This window comes from Mycetocola sp. BIGb0189, from assembly GCF_024810155.1.
GTDB lineage: Bacteria > Actinomycetota > Actinomycetes > Actinomycetales > Microbacteriaceae > Mycetocola > Mycetocola lacteus.
In genome coordinates this window covers 58,395-77,075 of the sequence record NZ_JANUED010000007.1, presented here as the reverse complement: position 1 = coordinate 77,075, position 18,681 = coordinate 58,395, and the positions used below count along the sequence as shown (strand labels likewise).

Below are 18,681 nucleotides of genomic sequence, written 5' to 3'. Positions count from 1 at the left end.
ACGGGCGGGACGTTTGTGGGTACGCTACCTACTGGTTGGAGAAGGCGTCGTCGAAGGAGCCCTCCGGGAGCTTCCACAGCAGGGAGCGCACGAAGTTCACCGCGTCGGCGGCACCAACGAGGCGGTCCATGCCGGCGTCCTCCCACTCGACCGAGATCGGGCCGTTGTAGCCGATCGAGCTCAGGGCGCGGAAGGAGTCCTCCCAGGGCACGTCGCCGTGTCCGGTGGAGACGAAGTCCCAGCCGCGGCGCGGGTCGCCCCAGGGCAGGTGCGAGCCCACAACGCCGGCGCGGCCGTTGTGCGGGCGCAGGCGGGTGTCCTTGCAGTCCACGTGGTAGATGCGGTCGGCGAAGTCGACGATGAAGCCGACCGGGTCGATGTTCTGCCACATCATGTGCGAAGGGTCCCAGTTGAAGCCGAAGGCCTCGCGACGGTTCAGCACCTCGAGGGTGCGCACGCTGGTCCAGTAGTCATACGCGATCTCGCCCGGGTGCACCTCGTGGGCGAAGCGCACACCCTCGGCGTCGAAGACGTCGAGGATCGGGTTCCAGCGGTTTGCGAAGTCCTCATAGCCGGCGTCGATGACCGAGGCGGGTACCGGCGGGAACATCGCCGAGTACTGCCAGATCTTCGATCCGGTGAAGCCCACCACGGTATCCACGCCGAGCTTGCGGGCCACGCGGGCCGAGCGCTTCATGTCCTCGGCGGCGCGCTGACGCACACCCTCGCCATCGCCGTCGCCCCAGGTGTAGGGGCGGACGATGGACTGGTGACGGAAGTCGATCGGGTCATCACACACGGCCTGGCCGGTGAGGTGGTTCGAGATCGCAAACACCTGCAGGTTGTAGCGCTTGAGGATCTCCAGGCGCGAGGCCAGGTACGAGTCGTCCTCGTCGGCGAGCTTCAGGTCGAGGTGATCGCCGGAGGCGGCAATCTCCAGGCCGTCGTAGCCCCACTCGGCGGCCAGACGAGCGACCTCTTCGAAGGGCAGGTCAGCCCACTGTCCGGTGAACAGGGTGACGGGAAGTCGTGCTTCAGTCATTTCAATCTCCTCTAGTCCAGAACCACGGTCTGACCGGACGCTGCCGAGTCGAGCACCGCCTGGGTGATGATGCCCGCGCGCAGGCCGTCGGCGAAGGTCGGCAGGCCCACGGGGGTCTCACCGGCGATGGCGGCGTAGGTGTCGGCTACAAAGCCGTTGAAGGCGTCCTGATACCCCTGGGCGTGACCCGAGGGCACCACGCAGAGGCGCGCGGCATCGGCGTCGAGGCGGTCGGCCTCGCGCGGCAGCACGCGGTTCTCGGCGATGGTGCCGAGCCACAGGGAATCCGGCTGTTCCTGCTCGAACACGATGCTCGAGTCGGTGGCCGAGATCTTCAGCACCAGGCCGTTCTTGAAGCCCGGGGCGACCTGCGAGACCAGGAGTGTGCCGATGGCGCCGCCCACGGTTTCGAAACTCACCGACACCGCGTCCTCGGTGGTCACGGTTCCGGTGCCCGAGCGCTCGGCCAGGAAGGTGCGGGTGCGCGCATACAGCGAGTGGATGCGGTCGCCACCGATGAACTCGATCAGGTCAACCAGGTGCGATCCGATGTCCGCAAACGCGCGGGATTTCCCGCCCTGCGCGGAGTCCACGCGCCAGTTGTCCGAGTCGGCGGCGGCGAGCCAGTCCTGTAGGTACTCGCCCCCGATCGTCAGAACCCTGCCACCGGCGGCGATCTGCGCACGCGCCTCACGAGCCATTGGATGGAAGCGGTAGACGAAGGGCACGGTGGCGATGACACCGGCGGCCGCGGCGGCCTCGGTAATGCTGCGCGCCTCGGCAGGAGTCGTGGCCAGCGGCTTCTCGCACACCACGTGCTTGCCGGCGGCGATCACCGCGGCGGCCTGCTCGGCGTGCAGCGCGTTCGGGGTGCACACGTGCACCACGGTGATGCGCTCATCGGCGAGCAGGGCCTCGAGCGAGTCAAACGCCTGCAGCGCACCCAGTTCCTCGGCCACCTGGGCCGAGCGGGCGGGGGTCGAGGCCACCACTCCCACGAGGGTGGCCCCGGCGGTGCGGGCCGCGCGGGCGTGCACGGTGGCCATGAAGCCACCGCCCACGATGCCCACGCCGACGCCCGCACCGATGCGGTTGGGGTTTACACTCATGCGATCACCCGGGCCGCGGGATCCCAGTCCTCGGCCAGCGGAGCGGACAGCACAACGGTGCTCTCCACGGTGACCGGCTCACCCGAGGCGGCCGACTCGGCGGTGGAGACCATGACATCGAGCACGTGGAATGCGAGCTCCCCGGAGGCGCGCTCGGGCACACCGGCCCGGATCGCACGGGCCAGCTCAACCACGCCGATGCCGCGGCCGGCGCTGGTGCCCTGAGCCTCGATGGTCTCGGGCTCGACACCGTAACCGTGCACGATCAGCTCGCCCTCGAAACGGTTGGGGTCGGGGATGGTCAGCGCGCCGGTCTCGCCGGTGACCTCGAACTGGATGCGCGCGAGCGGCGAATCGAAGCTCAGGATCGACTGGGAGCTCTGGCCACCCTCGAACTCGATGTTGACGCTGATGTGGGTGGGCACGGTCACGTCGAAGGACTCGCCCGCGCGCGGTCCCGAACCGATCACGCGGGTGTCGCGCGACTTCGAGGACAGCGCCGAGACGCGCTTAACCGGACCGAACAGCTGCACCAGGGCGGTGAAGTAGTAGGGACCCATGTCGAACAGCGGACCCGCGCCCTCCTGGAACAGGAAGTCGGGGTTGGGGTGCCAGCTCTCGGGGCCGGGCACCTGGAACAGGGTCAGCGCGGTCAGCGGGGCGCCGATCCGGCCGGATTCCACCAGGCGGCGGGCGTGCTGGATCCCCGCACCGAGGAAGGTGTCGGGGGCGGTGGCCACGCGCAGGTTCTTGGCGTTGGCGACGGCCAACAGCTCGCGGCCGCTCTCGCGGTCCAGCGCGAAGGGCTTCTCGCTCCACACGTGCTTACCGGCGTTCAGGATCTGCAGGGCGATCTCGACGTGCACCTTGGGGATGGTGAGGTTGATGACGATCTCGATCGAGTCGTCCGCCAGCAGCTCGGCCACGGTTCCGAAGCCGGCCACGCCGTACTTCTCGGCCTGGGTGCGGGCACGCTCGACGTCGAGGTCGGCGATGAAGCGCACCTCAACATCGGGGAAGGTGGTCAGGTTTGCCAGGTACTGGTCGCTGATGACACCGGCACCGATCAGGCCGATTCCGACGACGCCGCTCATGCCTGGACACCGTTCTTGGTGAGGAAGTTGAAGGCGGTCTGCAGACCCTCGAAGATGTCGCCGGCGTAGTCGTCGAACTCGACCACCGGGGTCGCGTGCGGGGCGGCGGCGATGATGCCGAGGACGTCCAGGACACCGGAACCGGCGGGCAGCTGGTTCTTGACGTCACGGCTGGCGTCGCCATCCTTGATGTGCAGCAGGGAGACGCGCTCACCCAGTCGACCGAGCAGGTCGATCGGGTTCTGGCCGCCCACCTGGGCCCAGTAGGTGTCAATTTCGAGGGTCACACGCGGGTCGAGCAGGCTTGCCAGGTATTCGATCGGGGAAACACCCTCGACCAGGCCCTCGGCCTCCCAGGCGTGGTTGTGGTAACCGGTGACGACGCCGTGCTGGTCGGCGAGGTCGGCGGCGGCGTTGAGCTGGTCGGCGACCTTCTTGATCGCGTCGGCATCACCGAAGTGCTCGGCGGGTAGGAAGGGCTCGATCACGGTGCCCACGCCGGCCTCGGCGGCCGCGGCGAAGGTGGCCGAAACGTCCAAGCCCTTGCCCAGGAAGTTGGAGTGTGCGCTCGGGACCGAGAGGCCGTACTCGGCGAACTCGCGGATGTCGGCGACGCTTTCGGCGTTGAAGCCGAAGGTTTCGATCTGGGTGAAGCCGATCTCGGCGAGGCGGGTCAGGGTGGCGGCGCGGTCTTCGGCGAGCGCGTGACGCACCGAGTACAGCTGGGCGGTGAGGTGGTTGGAAGTCATGATGATCCTTTTGCGGGGTGGATGGATGGGTCCGTGGAAACGAGCGTACCGGACTTTTGCCCACAAACAAACAAAAGTCCGAAAAGTCTCGGGAACATCTTTTTCCGACCCCACACAACTCCGCCTCGCCGCCCCGAGAACTTCGACAAAACGGATAGACTCACGGCATGACCGCTGCCCCCTCTCCCACGCCCACTCCCCCGGGCGCTCGGGAGAACGCGGGTGCAGCCGCGGACCCACTCACCCCCTATATCCCCGGGAATCCGGGCCCACAGGCACCCCAGGTGAGCGGCGGCGTGGGTCAGGTCCTGCAGATTTTCAGGGACGGTAGCGCCCGCACCAAGGCGGAGATCGGCACCCTCACCGGGCTGGCCCGCTCGACCGTCTCGGCGCGGGTGGACACCCTGATCGCCTCGGGCCTGCTGATCGACGCGGGTGAAGCCGAATCCTCCGGCGGACGTCCGCCCGCCCGCCTGCGCCTCAACGAGCGCGCCCGGATCGTGATCGCGATTGAGCTCGGCGTCACCCACGGGCAGGTCGCCGTGGCCGACCTGTTTGGCACCATCCTCTGCGAGGAACGCAGCGACCTGGTGATCGCCGACGGACCGGTCCCGGTCCTGGACTGGGTCATCGCCGCCGCGCACCGCCAGCTGGCCGCCGCGGGCCACGAAGTCGCGGACATCCTGGGCATCGGGATCGGCGTACCGGGACCGGTCGAGCATGCCGCCGGGCTTCCGGTGGCCCCGCCGATCATGCCCGGGTGGGACCGCTTCGACATCACCGGTTACGTGGGGGCACGCCTGGCCGGGCCCGTATATGTGGACAACGACGTGAACCTGCTGGCCCTCGGCGAGCGCGCTCAGGAGTGGCCCGAGGTGCAGGATCTCGTGTATGTGAAGGTGTCCACCGGCGTGGGCGCGGGCATCATCAGCGGTGGCGCGCTGCGACGCGGGGCGCAGGGGGCCGCCGGGGATCTGGGCCATGTGCGCATCCCGTTTGATCCCGAATCCGGCCGGGCACCCGAGGATGAACGCGATCTGGAGGCACTCGTGGGTGCCGCGGCGCTGGGTGCCCTACTCACCTCGGATCCCGCCGCTCCGCGTACCCGCTCGGCCGTGCTGGCCCTGATTCAGGCGGGGGCCGATCCGGTTCCCGCGGTGCTGCATCAGGCCGGACGCGACGTGGGGGCGGCGCTGGCCACGGTCATCAGCCTACTCAACCCCTCACACGTGGTGGTGGGAGGCAGCGTGGGTGCGGCCTCCCCCGATCTGCTGGCGGGAGTTCGGGAGATCGTCGAGTCGCGCAGCATCGCGCTCTCCAGCCAGGACCTGCACATCATCCCCTCGCGTTCGGGTGATCGCGGCGGCACACTCGGCGCCGCCCAGATGGTGCTGGGATACGTCCTGGCCCCGGCCAATATCGACGCGTTGACCGCATGAGCGCCCTCGATCACGCACAGTACGCGCACTGGGATGCGGTGGCCTGCGCCCTCCCCGGTGCCGATGCGACCTATCCGTTTGGTCCGGACGCCCGGGTGTTCCGAGTGCTCGGCAAAATGTTCGGGATGATCTCCGAGGCGCGCTCGCCGCTCTGGCTCACGCTCAAGGTGGATCCGGTCCGCGGCGACCTGCTGTGCCGCGATTTCCCGGCAATTACGCCCGGCTATCACATGAATAAGCGGCACTGGATTACCGTGGTGCTGGATGAGAGCGTCCCGCCCGACCTGATCGAGGACCTGATCGTGGAGGCGCATGAGCGCGCGGCCGCGGGCCTCACCCGCGCCGACAGAATCCGGCTAGCGGCGCTGGGCGGCGGGCGCTAGCGCGCCAGGATCCGGCGCGGCAAGGCACCGGTGTGCCCGGGGCCTAGTCGGCCGCGCCCACCGAGACGAATCCGAACCCCTCGTCGACGACCGTCGCGGCACCGGCGGTATGGGCCGCAATGCGCTCGGCGGCGATGTCGCGGTCCTCGGGCGGGATACCCAGGCGCAGGGTCACATCCGCCCCGTATTCGGCCTCGCCGATGCTCCATCCGCGGCGCAGCGCCTCGGCCTCGACGACGGCCGCGGTGGAGTAGTCGAGCGTCACGGCGATGCGTTCGCGCGGTTCGAAGCGCAGGATTTTGGCGTGGGTTACCGCGTCGGCCACCGCCGCGCGGTAGGCGCGGGTGAGCCCGCCGGCCCCGAGCAGAATGCCACCGAAGTAGCGCACCACGATGGCCACCGCGAACGTCAGTTCCGACCCGTCGAGCGCGTCCAGCATCGGGGCACCGGCGGTTCCCGAGGGCTCCCCATCGTCGTTGCTGCGCTTGAGCTGGCCTCGCTCGCCCAGCACAAACGCGGTGCAGTGGTGGCGGGCCTTGGGATGCAGCGCACGCACGCGTGCGATTTCGGCGCGCGCCTCCTCCTCATCGGTCACCGGCGTCAAAAAGCAGATAAACCGGGAACGCTTAATCTCCTGTTCGGTCTCGACCGGCGCGGCAATTTTCCGATATCCGGGAGGCACAAACGTGGTCATGGTTCCAGGCTAGTACGTGGACCCGAACCGCCAGGCCCGTTATGCTGACCGCATGATCGCAGACGAGCTGCTGGACCTGATCGACCGCCTCTCCCCGGCGGATGCGCGGCGAGAAATCGCGCGCCTGGCACGCGAGCTGGATGCGGAGGCGCTCGGCACGCTGTGCGCCGAGCTGTTCGAGCGGGAGCTGTGGGGTGGCGAGGTCGCGGTGGATCTGGCCCGCGAGGCCCGCCTGGTCCCCGCGCTGGCGACGGCACTCACGCACCCGGATGCGCGGGTACGCATCCGGGCAATCACCGCGCTGCCACGCTGCGCCGATGCGACCGCCGAGACCGTCCTCGACGCCTACACACGGGCCAGTGCACGAGAGCGCCGCGCCCTCCTGCGTGCTGTCCGCGCCCTCCACCGCACCGACCTCGCCGACGCCCTGCTGCAGGCGGCCCTGGACTCCGAGCGGATCGAGGATGCCCGCACGGTGCTTCCGGCAGCCTCCCCCACCCGTGCCGAGCAGCACCTGGGTACCCTGCTGCCGGGCAGCGTGCGCCCCGAGCGGATCGCCCAAGCACATCCGAAAGCTTCGGTGCCGATCCTGCTGGAGAGCCTGGATTGGACACCCCACGAAGCCCGAGATGCCGCCTGGGATCGGCTCACCCCGGCGCTGGTGGCCGCGCTGGCCGAGATCACCCTTCGAGTGGACGCCCTCGCGACGACGCCGGGCCAGCTGTCCGCGATCTTGGCGGCGGTATCGAGCCATGCTCCCCTGGAGGGCTGGACCGGGACCCACTCCCCGCTCTGGAACGCGCTGCTGCGCGCCGATCCCGACCAAACGCTGCCCCTGCTTGCCCGGGCCCGCCTCCACCCGTACCGTCCGGCGCTTCCCGCGCGAAGCATCGCACGGGAGCTGATCGCAGGAGCCTCGGAACCCCTGCACGATCTCCTTGCCGCCCAGCTGGGTGAGCCTCGGCCCACCGCGCTGGCCACGCGGCTGCTCACCTCGGCCGCCCCCGAGGACGCGCGCGCGATCCTGCGCACGCTGATCGAACGCGGTGTGGCGCTCCCCGCGCGCGGCTGGACGGGCGAGCACCTCCTGCCCGCGGCCGCTCGGATGAGCGCGGCCCGGGCCGGCAACCCCGAGTCGGATATCCCCTGGCTGCCGCTTGCCGCGGCCGAGGAACGTCTCGATGCGCGGCTCCGGAGCTCCATCGCCGAGGTCAGAGCCCAGGCCTATCGAGAGCTCCTCGGGGCGGCCGTCCTGGACCCCGGGGCCGACCTCTCTGCGCTGCTGCACAGGCTCGACAGGCTCGGCAGCGAGCGCGGCACCGTCCGGTTAGCCGCACTCGATGCACTCTGCGCGGCCCCCGCATCACGGCTTGCCCGTGTCACCGAGGAGTCCCTGTTTCCGCTGGTTCACGCGGCCCTGATCGCTCCCGACCGAGACCCGGGCACCCTCTCGGTCCTGGCCAGGCTCGCAATCAGGATTCTGACCGGCACCGACAACACATCCTCGCTCGGGTGGCGAATGGTGGATGCGATCGCCAAGGTGAACCCCCTGGCCTTCCCCCTGGACCGGATCGCCAATCCCCTTTGCGCTCTCCTCCTGGACCGGATTCTCCCCCGGGTATCCTCCACCGAAACGCTCGTTCAACTCGCGTGGGAGGCCCCCACGCATCCGGGCCTCGATGCGGCTCTGCTGGCCGCCATCCGGGCCACGGACCCCGACGCCATCTTCGAGTTTTCCCCGTTGATCGGGGCCTGGTTGCGGGATCGGAGGACGCGAGTGGCACGGGTTCGGGCGCTGCTGGATGACCCACGCCTAGACCGGTACTCGCTCCTCGGTGAGGCCGGCGTGCAGGCGGTCCTCTCCCACGCCGGAAGCGACCTGCTGGTCCGGATCCCCGGTGCCGCGGCCGGCGAACCCGACACCGGGCGTTCGGGCCGCTGGGGAGCCTCCGCACGCACGCTGGTGGCCTCGGCCTATGAGGCGGCCCTGCGCGAAGCCGCGGATAACGAATTTGTGCGCCTGACAGCGCTGGGCTCACTGTCCCGTATTCCGGGGCACGGACTGGCGACCCTGCGCCAGGCCACACTGACCCCCGAAACACTCATCGAATCGGGCGAGGAGGACGAGGTGATTGCCGCCGAGCGCCTCCGCGGCCGAGCCATCGCCCTGCTGGGGGCACGCACCGAGGACACCGGGGCCGACGACGTGCTGTGCGCGATCCTCTCGGGCGATGCCGTCGAGGCCGCCGATCCCGGGGCCGCCGACCCCGGCGCGACCGGGTCCGGCGCAAGCGGGGCCGAGGCAAACGCGGCCAGCGCAAACGGGGCCGGCATGCCCGCGCCCGCTCCCGCGTCCGGTGCCCTCCGTCGTGTGGCAGGTTCCGCGCTTATTCGCCGCGCTGGGACGCTGACCGCCGCCCATACCACCGAACTCCTCACCCGCATCGATGCCGCCGCCACCGGCGTCTCCACCCGCCGATTCGCCCTGGCGGCGCTTGACCGTGCCGGCACCGCCGATCACGCGGCCCGCCGCCTGAGCATCCTGGGGCCACAGCCGCACCCGGATCTACGCTGGCGAGCCATCGATCTGGCCCTGGCCCACCCCGAGGCGCGCGCCGAGCGCGCATTCGTTCGTGCCGAACTATCGCGGCCGCACTCCCCCGAGGATTCCGAGCGTGCGGGCGCACGTCTCGCCGCCATTTCCTCCGCCACCCTCTCGCCCGCTGCCCGCGCGGAGGCGCTGCGCGCGGCTATCGACGTGGTGAAAACCACGGGCGTCTGGGCATCCGCGTCCCTCACGCTGATCCGGGTGTGGGCCCCGCACCAGCGGGACCTCGCCGATAGCTTCTGGCACGCGGTTGCCCGCGCCCCCGAGGACGTCCCGGTGGCGGCCGCGCCGGTCACGGCCACGCTTCTGTCCGCCGGGCACACCGAGGGTGCGGCCGACGCGCTGCTGACGCTCGCCCGAAACCGTGGATCACGCCTTGCGCTCCTGCGGATTCTGGATCCCGATGCCCTGGTGGCGAGCGCGCCGCTCCCGGATTCGGCCGTCACCACGCTTCTGAGCATCGCCCGGTCCCTCTCGGCCACGGGCGAACACGCGCGGATCGCCTCCCACACGGTGTGGGCGCTAACAGCCGCGGCCACGCTGGAACCCGATCGGGTCGCCGCGGCCCTGGCCGAAACCCTGGCCGGACGCGCATCGATCGCCGCCGAGCTGGTCGACTCCGCCGCGAGCCGGACACTCCTGCACCGCACCGACCACGCCCTGGCCCTCGCGAACCGGCTGAGCGCGGGCGATCCCGCCGCCCAGATCGTCGCCGTGGACCTGCTGGCCGCGTGCATCTCGGGCACCCGCCAGTCCGGTGAGACCATCGTCCTGCTGCGCGATGCGCTCCCCCGGCTGGCCCCGGAGCCCCGCGAGCGCGCCCTCGACGCGCTCGCTCGGGCCATCCAGCCGGGCGTTTTTGCCGGATCGAATCCACACCTGCGGATGCGGATCAGTCCCGGATTCTAAGGATGTACGCGGGTCGCACGAATATCCATTAGGCTACTTAGGTAACCCTTACTCTTTCGGAGGATCCGCCATGAGCGCCTTTGTTTTTGCCCCGGAGATCGTCGCGGGCGTCCTGCACCACATGAACGACGACCACAACGACGATAACCTCCTGATCGCGCGCGCCTTCGGCGACCGCGGCGCTACCGGTTCGATCATGACCGCGCTGGATGGCGACGGCGGAACCTGGAGCATCACCGTGGATGGCGCACCCCGCGACCTCACCGTGAAGTGGAGCACCTCGATCACCGAGCGTCCGGAGATCCGGCGTGAGATCGTGGTGCTCTACGATCTGGCCTGCGCCGAGCTGGGCCTGGAGCCGCGCGCCCACGCCTAGTCCGAATCCCGGCCGAAAAACGGCCGAGAAATCACCTTGGACATCTTGCCGACACAGTGCCGGTATGGGTAACCTAAGTAAACGAGCCGCCTTCGGCTCCCCTTCCCCACTCTTCATGTAAATCCGGAGCGTCTCATGACCGATGTCACCCCCTTCTCTACCCAGGTTCGCGAGCGCACCCGCCAGGATCACTCCTCGAGCGAGGGGGCCGATTTCATGGCCGACCTGATGCGTGGACGCGGCACCCGCGAGGACTACGCGGCCCTCACCGCCCAGCACTTCTTCATCTACGAGGCGCTTGAGGCCGCGGCCGACGCCCAGGCCGAGGACGAGGTTGCCGGCAAGTTTGTGTTCGAGTCGCTGCGCCGCCTGCCCGCGCTCGAGCGCGACCTGGCCTTCCTGCTCGGTGACAACTGGCGCGAGCAGATTGCCCCGCTGCCCACCACCGTCAACTACGTGGCCCGGATCAACGAGATCGGCTCAACCTGGGCCGGCGGCCTGATCGCCCACCACTACACCCGCTACCTCGGCGACCTCTCCGGCGGCCAGTACATCGCCCGCCTGATGAAGCGTCAGTTTGAGCTGGACGAGGCCGGCGTGGAGTTCTACGCGTTCCCCGAGATCGAGGACCCGGCCGTCTTCAAGGACGCCTACCGCGAGCTGCTGGACGCCCTGGACTGGGACGAGGCCGAGCGTGAGCGTGTGATCGAGGAGATCGTGCGCGCCTACGCCTACAACACCAACCTGTTTGTGGACCTCGGCGCCGCCAAGGCCACCGCTGCCGCGTAACCACGGCTTTCTCAAACGCGGGTTCCTCCTCGGAGGGGCCCGCGTTTGTGCGTGGGGCGCCGGCCGCTCCGGGCGCTAGTTTGCGGCCGACTCGGCGTCGGGGCCCACGGATTCGCGGCCGCTCATGAAGCGCACCACATCGGGGTCCACGATCACGTCACTCGGACGCAGCGGACGCGCCAGGTAGAGCCCGTCCAGGCTGGTCAACCGGCTGAGTGCCACATAGGTCTGTCCGGGACTGAACGCGCGCGGTCCGAGGTCCACGATCGCGCGGTCGTAGGTCTGACCCTGGGACTTGTGGATCGTCACGGCCCAGGCCAGCCGCAGCGGGAACTGGGTAAACTCGGCCACGATATCGCGCTTGAGCTGCTTGGTCAGGGCCGAGTAGGAGTACTTGTACTTCTCCCAGATCGCCGGCTCCACCTCGTGGATCTCGCCGTCCACCTCGACAAATACGTTGGTGTCGATCCGGGTCACCGTGCCGATGGTGCCGTTGACCCAGCGCTGCCCGTCGGGCCCGGCCGCGTCGTTGCGCAGGAACATGACCTGCGCCCCGACCTTGAGTTCCAGCTTGTCGTCGGCGGGGAATGCGGACTTGCCAAACTCCCCGGTGACCTCCGCCCGCGCGGTGAGCAGGCGTCCGGGCAGCTTCTTCAGCGCGGCCGCGTTAATCCGGGTCACCGCATCGTTGCGGGCGGCCAGGGTGATGATCGTGTCGCCATCCTCTGGCAGCGGGCGCTCCCCCGCGGCGTTCAGACGACCACCAATTTCGGCGTCCACGGTGCCGTGGCGCACGGCTGTGAGCATCCGACGGAAATCGTTGTCGGCCTGGCGGTGAATCTGCACGAGCTCAATCACCCGCAGCGGGGCCTCCTGCCACACCTTGGCATCGAAGAACCAGAACGACCGGTAGGTGTCGGCGATGTAGTCGCGCTCCTCGCCGTGACCGGGCACCGGGGCGAGCTGATACGGGTCACCAAACAGCACTACCTGGACACCGCCGAAGGGCTCGTGGCGGCGTTGGCGAGCCTGGCGCAGGCTGCGATCCATCGCGTCCATCAGGTCCGCGTTGACCATCGAAATCTCGTCGATGACCAGGGTATCGATGGTGTTGAGCAGCTTTTTGGTCTGGTCGTTCTGCTCGATTTCCTGATCGGCAATCAGACCGATCGGCAGCCGGAAGAGCGAGTGGATGGTCTGCCCACCCACGTTGAGGGCCGCAACCCCGGTGGGCGCGCAGATGACGATGGTTTTAGAAGTGTTCCACGAGAGGTGGTTGAGCAGCGTGGACTTTCCGGTGCCCGCCCGACCGGTCACAAACAGGTGCTCGCGGGTGCCCTCGATGAGGTCAAACACCGCCTGCTGTTCGCTACTGAGCGCGGGTGAGGATGATGACACGCGGGAGCCTCGATTCCAGTTCGGCAGATCCCAGGATACCTCGCCGATCACCACATTTTGGACATGATGGTTTGACTATTATGCATTCCGTAGTAGTGTGCAGTGTGTTGATAGGAGGTTGTGTGGATACAACGCAGCTACTCAAGGGTGTATTAGATATCGCCGTGCTCGCGGTCATCCGCGACGAGGATGGATACGGATACGACATCGTGCGCCGTCTGCGCGCTGCCGGGCTCGAAGATGTGGGGGATGCCTCGGTCTATGGAACCCTGCGTCGCCTGTACGCCGCCGGTCTGGTCTCCACCTACGTGGTGCCCTCCGAGGGGGGACCGCACCGCAAGTACTACGGCATCAACGATCAGGGCCGCGCGACGCTCGACGCCGACCGCCAAACGTGGAACCACTTCGCCCAGCGCCTCGGTGCGCTGATCAATCCCGAGTCGCCCGCCGACTCCGCACCCACTTCAGGGGGAATCAAATGACCAGTATCTCGATTGACCCGCGGGTTGATGCCTTCGCCGCCGAGGTCCGCTCCCGTCTGGGCGACCTGGGCCCCGAGGAGGTCACCGAGCTGACCGAGGGCCTGGAGGCGGACCTCGCCGAGCGCCTGGCCGACACCGGGGACCTCGGCGACGCCGCCGCCTACGCCCGCGAGCTCCGCGAGTCCGCAGGGCTCCCGGCTCAGGGCCCGCATGTCCCGCCCTCACAAACTTCCCGCGAGTGGTGGGCCGAGCGCCGGGCGCAGGCACTCGCGTTCTCCCGGCGCCGCGGAATCGCCCCGATCACACGCTTTCTGGTGGCGCTGCGGCCGGTGTGGTGGTTCGCTCGCGGATTCGCACTCTTCCTCTGCATCGGAGCCCTCGGGCCGCGCCTCAACTGGCTTCTCCCCGCCGACCCGCTGGGGTGGATTGTGCTGGCCGCCCTCGTGGTGCTCAGCGTGCAGTGGGGACGCGGGATCTGGCTGGGCTCGCGTTTCCTGCGCATCCTCAAGGCCGCGGCGAGCGTCGTGGCGGTCCTGGTCCTTCTGATCACGATCCCCACCGCTCTCAACCGGCTCTCCTATGACCCCTACTCGTCCGGGTACTCATCCGGCGACAGCTACGAGGAACCGATCCCCGAGGGGCTGCGGATGAACGGCGAGAACGTGCAGAATATCTTCGCCTTCGACTGTTCGGGGGCCGCGATCGACCGGGTGCAGCTCTTCGATGCGAATGGGAAGCCGCTGGTCCTCGAGGACGCCGATGAAAACGGGCTTCTCGCCCGAGAGAGCGACGCGGGCACGCAAACCTATTTGAAGGCGCGCACCGACACCGAACAGGGGCCGGTCTACAACGCGTTCCCGCTCTCCACGGTGACCACAACGATCGACCCCGACACCGGAGCGGTCTCGACTCCGACCCCGATCCCCAGCGCCGGCACCCCCGACGAGGCTCAGCCGGGTAGCGCCGTGCGTCCGTTTGAACGCGCCCGTCCCCTGCCGGGCTGCACAATCGCCCCCGCGGCCCCCGCCGAGGAGGCACCCGCCGGCGAGGCACCCGCCGGCGAGGCACCCGCCGAGCCCACACCCTAACCACCCGCACAGATCACATCGGAGGCATCATGAACGAACGTCTGACCCGCCCCGTGGCCGGCCCGGATCCGCAGACCCGCCTGGATCCGCGCCCCGCGCTGTACTCGATCCCGGTGGACATCGCCCCCTGGCTCGAGCGAGCGGCCGAGGCACACCATCCGGACGCACCCCCCACCGCCTAGAAACGGAATGCCCGGCTCCCCTCGGAGCCGGGCATTCTGCGCTGGGGGCTATTTCCCGGCGTCTTCGCGTTCGGCCATCTTGGCCAGGCGCGCGTTGTAGGCCTTGAGCTCGGCGTCCCCGGAGCGGTCGGCCCGGCGATCAGAGCGGCGCTGCTCCTTCACGTCGTTGCGGCTCCACTGAATGGCCACCGCGATCGCCAGCGCCACGGTCGGAATCTCGCCAATGCTCCAGGTGATGCCACCGCCGACCCGCTGATCCTCCATCGGAGGGTCCCCCCAGGTGCGTCCGGTCGCGCCGAACCAGTCGGCCACAAACAGGCCGGTATTGGACATGATCGCGAGCCCGAAGAACGCGTGGAACGCCATGGTGGCGATCAGCAGAATCAGGCGCATCGGGTAGGCCAGGCGGTGTGGAACCGGATCGATTCCGATCAGCGACTGCACAAACAGGTACCCGGTGATGACAAAGTGGATGATCATCCACTCGTGGCCGATGTGGTCCACCATCGACCAGCGGAAGATCTCGGTGTAGTAGAACACCCACAGCGATCCGGCGAAGAGGACGGCGGTTACCACCGGGTTGGTGATGATCGTCGCAAAGCGCGAGTGTACGGCGGTGAGGATCCACTCGCGGGCACCGCGGGAGCCGTCCTGACGCTTGCGAATCGCGCGCATCGCCAGGGTCACCGGCGCACCGGGCACCAGGAGGACCGGGACGGCCATGGTGAGCGCCATATGGCCCATCATGTGGGTCGAGAAGAGGAAGCGCTGGTAGACGTTGATGCCGCCGCTGGTGATCCACATCAGCAGCAGCAACCCGGCAATCCAGGACACTGCACGCAGCCACGGCCACTTATCCCCGCGCTTGTGGAGACGGTACATCCCGGCAAGGTAGAAGAAGATACCGAATGCGCCCACCAGCAGCCAGATCAGGTCGACCTCCCACAGCGTGAACAGACGCCAGGGGGTCAGCTCGGGCGGCAGCTTATCGCCGGTGAGGAGTTCGGCCGGGGTGCGGGTGGGCGAGGTGTCTTCCAGGACCGGGGTGGCGGTGCGACCGAGGGCCGCGGCGACGCCGGACGCGATTCCCATGAACGCCAGCTCCGCCACCACGATCCACCAGAACGTGGAGTTCTTGCCGCGCTTTTCCAACCGGTCGATCATCCGCAGCCGATAGGTTGCCCCGAACAGGCCCAGGACCACCAGCGAGAGCCCCTTGAGCACCACCAGGAGGCCGTAGGGAGTGAGGAGCTGTTCGAGGGACCCGACCCGCAGGGCGGCGCTGGCATAGCCGGAAATGGCCACCACCACGAAGCACACCAGTGCCAGGGTCGAGTAGCGGGCGAGGACGATGGGGAGCCGACCGCGTTCCAGATGCGACCTGATAAAGACCAGGGTGAGGAGCCCACCCAGCCACACCCCGGCAAACAGGAGGTGCAGGCCGAGGGCGGTAACCGCCTGCCCGTGGCCGGAGGTTCCGGCGGCGTGGCCCTGCTGCGCCATCGGGAGCAGGGAGAAGGCCGCAAGGACCCCCACAAAAAAGACGAGGGTTTGCCCGCGCACAGAGAAGCACAGCACGGTCACGGCGGCGGCGATCAGCGTGGTGATTAGCCAGGCTCGACCGGCCTCCACGTCGGTGAAGAAGACACCGATCTTGGACCCGAATTCCTGGGTGAGTTCAAACTTGGTTCCGGTGACGTTGAGGAAGGTGAGCACACCGGTGGCACCCGAGGCGATGGTGAACAGGGCCGCGCTGGCCGAGGCCACATCGAGGGCCGCGCCGTATTCGCGGCGCTGCGGGGTCAGGGCAAAGAGCACCAGGGTGAGCGCACCGATCATGCCGGCCGCGCTGATGTTCACGATCATCTTGGCGATCGGCAGGCCGTAGCGCACGGTGGCACCGGGGTCGCTGAGCTGCTGCGCCTGGGCACCCCCGCCGATCGCGAGCGCGCCAAACAGGGCGATCAGGGCGATCAGCAAAAGAACTGCGGGGGCGACGATTCGGGTTACGCGTGACACCGTCCCAGCCTACGCGAGTACACGCCCCCTTAAAACTCACGCGGCGGGCGGCCGGCAACGCAAAAGGGACGATTCCGAAGAACCGTCCCTTTTGAAGCCATAGTGGTGAAGACCGAGTGGGGGCTAGCCCACCAACACCGTCTTCGAACCAGCCGTTTGGCTGAGACTACTTGGCGGCAGCCTTCAGCTTCGAACCAGCCGAAACCTTGACCGAGTGACCGGCCGGAATCTGGATCTCGGCACCGGTCTGCGGGTTGCGGCCGGTGCGAGCTGCACGTGCGGTGCGCTCTACAGCGAGCCAACCCGGGATGGTGACCTTAACGTCGTTTGCAACCGACTCGGCCAGAACGTTGAACAGGGCATCGAGCACGCCGCCGACAGCAGCCTGGCTCTGGCCGGACTCGGAAGCGATCTTCGCAACGAGCTCGGTCTTGTTAAGAGTCTTATCAGCCATGAGTGTCCTCCTCGGACTTTCTTGCAGTCTGTAACTGGTACGTTCCACGAGCTCGCCTGAGTTCGTAGTTGGTCCACGAGGACCGCCTTGAATGTACCAGAAATCCGCATGTTTTCGCGGATATTTCGGCGGTTCCGGCCGAAATTGTCCGCGTGTCGCCGGATTCTTTGATTTTGTTCACAGTCTGTAGCCGATTTTGGCGGGTTAAACGCCTCAGGGCGCCCGCCGTAGCGGACGCCCTGAGAGCAAGTGTTTCACCGTGTGGTGAGTGGGAGGAAGACCTACCAGCTCGACTTGGTGATACCCGGCAGCTCACCGCGGTGAGCCATGTCGCGGAAGCGCACACGGGAGACACCGAACTTGGTGAGGATACCCCGGGGGCGGCCGTCGACGGCGTCGCGGTTGCGCACGCGCACCGGCGAAGCGTTGCGGGGCAGCTTCTGCAGGCCCAGACGAGCGGCTTCGCGCTCGGCGGGGGTCGACTCGGGGTTAACCAGAGCCTTCTTCAGCTCGAGACGCTTTTCTGCGTAGCGCTCGACGATGACCTTGCGCTGTTCGTTCTTGGCGATCATGCTCTTCTTAGCCATGTTTAGCGCTCCTCTCGGAATTCAACGTGCTTGCGCACTACGGGGTCGTACTTCTTCAGCACGATACGGTCGGGGTTGTTCCGGCGGTTCTTGCGGGTTACGTAGGTGTAACCGGTGCCCGCGGTGGAACGGAGCTTGATGATGGGACGTACGTCCTGGTGCTTAGCCATGATTAAATCTTGCCTCCACGAGCCAGGATGTCCTTGACGACGGACTCGATGCCACGAGCGTCGATAACCTTGATGCCCTTGGCGCTCAGGGTCAGGGTAACGTTACGGCGAAGCGAGGGTACGTAGTACGTCTTCTTCTGAACGTTGGGGTCAAACCGACGCTTGGTGCGACGGTGCGAGTGTGAAATGTTGTGTCCGAAGCCGGGAACGGCGCCGGTCACCTGGCACACTGATGCCATTGTGATTCTCCTTGAATACCGCGAAACCGATGGTTTCGCCCAAGATCTCTTGTCGGCACGAAGTGACTCGCACCCGAGAGAGCGAGGTTTTCGTACGATCCAGACGGGGGAGTCCGTCCGGCCAAGGGTCAAGCTTATCTCATAACGACACTCCCGGCAAACCACTTCGGGCCGCGGGGACGCCGTACGTCCCCACGGCCCGAAGCACACCCCTCGCGGCGTTCGCCCATAGAGAGGAGTGTTCCTAGCGCGCGATCGCCGGTTCGGGGTGGGTCACGAGTTCCGTGAACCGGCGGAACGCGGTTTCCACCAGGGTGATCGGAACCGCATCGGCCCCATAGAGGTGGAGTCGATAGCGCAGCCCGGAGAGTACCGCGACCAGCAGCTCGGCCTCGGACTCGGCATCTTCCTCGCTGGCACCGTGCGCGAGTGCCCACTCATAGAGGGCGCGCACCCAGTCGCTGTGGGCGGCGGCAAGGATGCCGTCACCCGCCGGGTAGCGCAGCCGTTCGGTGACGCCGGCCTCGAATGAGAGCCTTCCGGCAAGGAGGCCGCGACGCGACAGGGATTCCTCCCAGGCGTGCACTCCGGCCTCGACGAGCTCCTCGCCGCTGATCGCACCGGGTTTGATGCCCCCCAGCATCAACACCTGCCGATCGCGCACCACGCCCAGGATCTCCTGGTCGAGCTGCTCCCGATTTCCGAAGTGGTACACCAGCGCAAAGGTACTGACGCCGAGCGCATCCGCAAGCGCGCGGAACGAGGCCTGCGCAAGCGGCACATCCACGAGGAACTCGAGGATCTGATCCAATAATTCTGTTTTTCTTTCCGGATTTCCGGTCCTAGCCATGTTTTCCCCCAAACAACATT

20 protein-coding genes are annotated in these 18,681 nt (G+C 67.7%); 8 read left to right on the top strand and 12 right to left on the bottom strand.

Features of this window, described 5'->3' with window-relative positions; all coding sequences use genetic code 11:
• Positions 1–28: 28 nt before the first annotated feature.
• From M2390_RS11895 to M2390_RS11880, 4 genes are read right to left on the bottom strand one after another with little or no spacing between them, the layout of a single operon-like run.
• On the bottom strand, positions 29–1,042 hold the full coding sequence (locus tag M2390_RS11895) for a sugar phosphate isomerase/epimerase (RefSeq protein WP_259178969.1): 1,014 nt from the start codon (positions 1,040–1,042) through the stop codon (positions 29–31).
• An 11-nt stretch (positions 1,043–1,053) separates the two neighbouring features.
• Positions 1,054–2,151 (bottom strand): Gfo/Idh/MocA family protein, encoded by a 1,098-nt coding sequence (locus M2390_RS11890; protein ID WP_259178967.1) that lies wholly within the window; start codon positions 2,149–2,151, stop codon positions 1,054–1,056.
• On the bottom strand, positions 2,148–3,245 hold the full coding sequence (locus tag M2390_RS11885; RefSeq protein ID WP_259178965.1) for a Gfo/Idh/MocA family protein: 1,098 nt from the start codon (positions 3,243–3,245) through the stop codon (positions 2,148–2,150). The genes M2390_RS11890 and M2390_RS11885 overlap by 4 nt, the downstream gene beginning before the upstream one ends.
• A complete protein-coding gene (locus M2390_RS11880; protein WP_259178964.1) occupies positions 3,242–3,994 on the bottom strand; it encodes a sugar phosphate isomerase/epimerase in 753 nt (250 codons plus the stop codon). The genes M2390_RS11885 and M2390_RS11880 overlap by 4 nt, the downstream gene beginning before the upstream one ends.
• 167 nt (positions 3,995–4,161) lie before the next feature.
• Here M2390_RS11880 and M2390_RS11875 point away from each other — a divergent pair, with 167 nt between their 5' ends.
• Both M2390_RS11875 and M2390_RS11870 read left to right on the top strand, forming a co-directional pair.
• On the top strand, positions 4,162–5,433 hold the full coding sequence (locus M2390_RS11875; protein ID WP_259178962.1) for an ROK family protein: 1,272 nt from the start codon (positions 4,162–4,164) through the stop codon (positions 5,431–5,433).
• The gene (locus M2390_RS11870) at positions 5,430–5,816 is read left to right on the top strand and encodes an MmcQ/YjbR family DNA-binding protein (RefSeq protein WP_259178958.1); all 387 of its coding nucleotides are present in this window, start codon (positions 5,430–5,432) and stop codon (positions 5,814–5,816) included. Before M2390_RS11875 ends, M2390_RS11870 begins: the two co-directional genes overlap by 4 nt.
• A gap of 43 nt (positions 5,817–5,859) precedes the next feature.
• Here the strand turns inward: M2390_RS11870 and M2390_RS11865 are convergent, their stop codons facing one another.
• Complete coding sequence (locus tag M2390_RS11865) at positions 5,860–6,510, bottom strand: YigZ family protein (protein WP_259178956.1); 651 nt, start codon at positions 6,508–6,510, stop codon at positions 5,860–5,862.
• A gap of 52 nt (positions 6,511–6,562) precedes the next feature.
• On the opposite strand from M2390_RS11865, the gene M2390_RS11860 reads away from it, so the two are divergent.
• From M2390_RS11860 to M2390_RS11850, 3 genes are all read left to right on the top strand, one after another.
• Positions 6,563–10,027: a hypothetical protein gene (locus M2390_RS11860; RefSeq protein ID WP_259178954.1), complete on the top strand. Its 3,465-nt coding sequence runs from the start codon at positions 6,563–6,565 to the stop codon at positions 10,025–10,027.
• A 70-nt stretch (positions 10,028–10,097) separates the two neighbouring features.
• A complete protein-coding gene (locus tag M2390_RS11855; protein WP_121687759.1) occupies positions 10,098–10,403 on the top strand; it encodes a DUF2470 domain-containing protein in 306 nt (101 codons plus the stop codon).
• Positions 10,404–10,538: 135 nt separating this feature from the next.
• Positions 10,539–11,192, top strand: coding sequence for a heme oxygenase (biliverdin-producing) (locus M2390_RS11850; protein ID WP_030147647.1), 654 nt, complete (start codon positions 10,539–10,541; stop codon positions 11,190–11,192).
• Positions 11,193–11,267: 75 nt separating this feature from the next.
• Here M2390_RS11850 and M2390_RS11845 read toward each other — a convergent pair whose 3' ends face one another.
• The gene (locus tag M2390_RS11845) at positions 11,268–12,590 is read right to left on the bottom strand and encodes an ATP-dependent RecD-like DNA helicase (RefSeq protein ID WP_259178950.1); all 1,323 of its coding nucleotides are present in this window, start codon (positions 12,588–12,590) and stop codon (positions 11,268–11,270) included.
• 122 nt (positions 12,591–12,712) lie between these two features.
• Here M2390_RS11845 and M2390_RS11840 point away from each other — a divergent pair, with 122 nt between their 5' ends.
• Genes M2390_RS11840 through M2390_RS11830 form a run of 3 tightly spaced genes read left to right on the top strand, consistent with a single transcriptional unit; the run spans position 12,713 to position 14,342 of the window.
• On the top strand, positions 12,713–13,072 hold the full coding sequence (locus M2390_RS11840) for a PadR family transcriptional regulator (protein WP_121687761.1): 360 nt from the start codon (positions 12,713–12,715) through the stop codon (positions 13,070–13,072).
• On the top strand, positions 13,069–14,160 hold the full coding sequence (locus tag M2390_RS11835; RefSeq protein ID WP_259178946.1) for a hypothetical protein: 1,092 nt from the start codon (positions 13,069–13,071) through the stop codon (positions 14,158–14,160). Before M2390_RS11840 ends, M2390_RS11835 begins: the two co-directional genes overlap by 4 nt.
• A 29-nt stretch (positions 14,161–14,189) precedes the next feature.
• Entirely contained in the window at positions 14,190–14,342 is a 153-nt protein-coding gene (locus M2390_RS11830) for a hypothetical protein (protein WP_259178945.1), read from the top strand.
• 48 nt (positions 14,343–14,390) lie between these two features.
• Here M2390_RS11830 and M2390_RS11825 read toward each other — a convergent pair whose 3' ends face one another.
• The 6 genes from M2390_RS11825 to M2390_RS11800 all read right to left on the bottom strand — a co-directional run bounded on the left by M2390_RS11825 (position 14,391) and on the right by M2390_RS11800 (position 18,622).
• On the bottom strand, positions 14,391–16,361 hold the full coding sequence (locus M2390_RS11825) for a bifunctional copper resistance protein CopD/cytochrome c oxidase assembly protein (RefSeq protein WP_259178944.1): 1,971 nt from the start codon (positions 16,359–16,361) through the stop codon (positions 14,391–14,393).
• Positions 16,362–16,527: 166 nt separating this feature from the next.
• Complete coding sequence (locus tag M2390_RS11820; protein WP_030147642.1) at positions 16,528–16,815, bottom strand: HU family DNA-binding protein; 288 nt, start codon at positions 16,813–16,815, stop codon at positions 16,528–16,530.
• A gap of 281 nt (positions 16,816–17,096) precedes the next feature.
• On the bottom strand, positions 17,097–17,402 hold the full coding sequence (rpsN, locus tag M2390_RS11815; RefSeq protein ID WP_030147641.1) for a 30S ribosomal protein S14: 306 nt from the start codon (positions 17,400–17,402) through the stop codon (positions 17,097–17,099).
• 2 nt (positions 17,403–17,404) lie between these two features.
• The gene (rpmG, locus tag M2390_RS11810) at positions 17,405–17,572 is read right to left on the bottom strand and encodes a 50S ribosomal protein L33 (protein WP_030147640.1); all 168 of its coding nucleotides are present in this window, start codon (positions 17,570–17,572) and stop codon (positions 17,405–17,407) included.
• 2 nt (positions 17,573–17,574) lie between these two features.
• Positions 17,575–17,811, bottom strand: a complete 237-nt coding sequence (gene rpmB / locus M2390_RS11805; RefSeq protein WP_030147639.1) for a 50S ribosomal protein L28 — start codon at positions 17,809–17,811, stop codon at positions 17,575–17,577.
• A 244-nt stretch (positions 17,812–18,055) separates the two neighbouring features.
• Positions 18,056–18,622 carry a TetR family transcriptional regulator gene (locus tag M2390_RS11800; protein WP_259178943.1) on the bottom strand — a complete coding sequence of 189 codons (567 nt, stop codon included), beginning with the start codon at positions 18,620–18,622 and terminating at the stop codon, positions 18,056–18,058.
• Positions 18,623–18,681: the final 59 nt, after the last annotated feature.

Bases quoted from the DNA above. Each gene is read 5' to 3' on its own strand.
- M2390_RS11875 (WP_259178962.1), top strand. From the start codon at position 4,162: ATGACCGCTGCCCCCTCTCCCACGCCCACTCCCCCGGGCGCTCGGGAG.
- rpmG (WP_030147640.1), bottom strand. From the start codon at position 17,572: ATGGCTAAGCACCAGGACGTACGTCCCATCATCAAGCTCCGTTCCACC.
- rpmB (WP_030147639.1), bottom strand. From the start codon at position 17,811: ATGGCATCAGTGTGCCAGGTGACCGGCGCCGTTCCCGGCTTCGGACAC.
- M2390_RS11860 (WP_259178954.1), top strand. From the start codon at position 6,563: ATGATCGCAGACGAGCTGCTGGACCTGATCGACCGCCTCTCCCCGGCG.
- M2390_RS11850 (WP_030147647.1), top strand. From the start codon at position 10,539: ATGACCGATGTCACCCCCTTCTCTACCCAGGTTCGCGAGCGCACCCGC.
- M2390_RS11890 (WP_259178967.1), bottom strand. From the start codon at position 2,151: ATGAGTGTAAACCCCAACCGCATCGGTGCGGGCGTCGGCGTGGGCATC.
- M2390_RS11830 (WP_259178945.1), top strand. From the start codon at position 14,190: ATGAACGAACGTCTGACCCGCCCCGTGGCCGGCCCGGATCCGCAGACC.
- M2390_RS11870 (WP_259178958.1), top strand. From the start codon at position 5,430: ATGAGCGCCCTCGATCACGCACAGTACGCGCACTGGGATGCGGTGGCC.
- M2390_RS11880 (WP_259178964.1), bottom strand. From the start codon at position 3,994: ATGACTTCCAACCACCTCACCGCCCAGCTGTACTCGGTGCGTCACGCG.
- M2390_RS11885 (WP_259178965.1), bottom strand. From the start codon at position 3,245: ATGAGCGGCGTCGTCGGAATCGGCCTGATCGGTGCCGGTGTCATCAGC.
- M2390_RS11820 (WP_030147642.1), bottom strand. From the start codon at position 16,815: ATGGCTGATAAGACTCTTAACAAGACCGAGCTCGTTGCGAAGATCGCT.
- M2390_RS11865 (WP_259178956.1), bottom strand. From the start codon at position 6,510: ATGACCACGTTTGTGCCTCCCGGATATCGGAAAATTGCCGCGCCGGTC.
- M2390_RS11835 (WP_259178946.1), top strand. From the start codon at position 13,069: ATGACCAGTATCTCGATTGACCCGCGGGTTGATGCCTTCGCCGCCGAG.
- rpsN (WP_030147641.1), bottom strand. From the start codon at position 17,402: ATGGCTAAGAAGAGCATGATCGCCAAGAACGAACAGCGCAAGGTCATC.
- M2390_RS11855 (WP_121687759.1), top strand. From the start codon at position 10,098: ATGAGCGCCTTTGTTTTTGCCCCGGAGATCGTCGCGGGCGTCCTGCAC.
- M2390_RS11895 (WP_259178969.1), bottom strand. From the start codon at position 1,042: ATGACTGAAGCACGACTTCCCGTCACCCTGTTCACCGGACAGTGGGCT.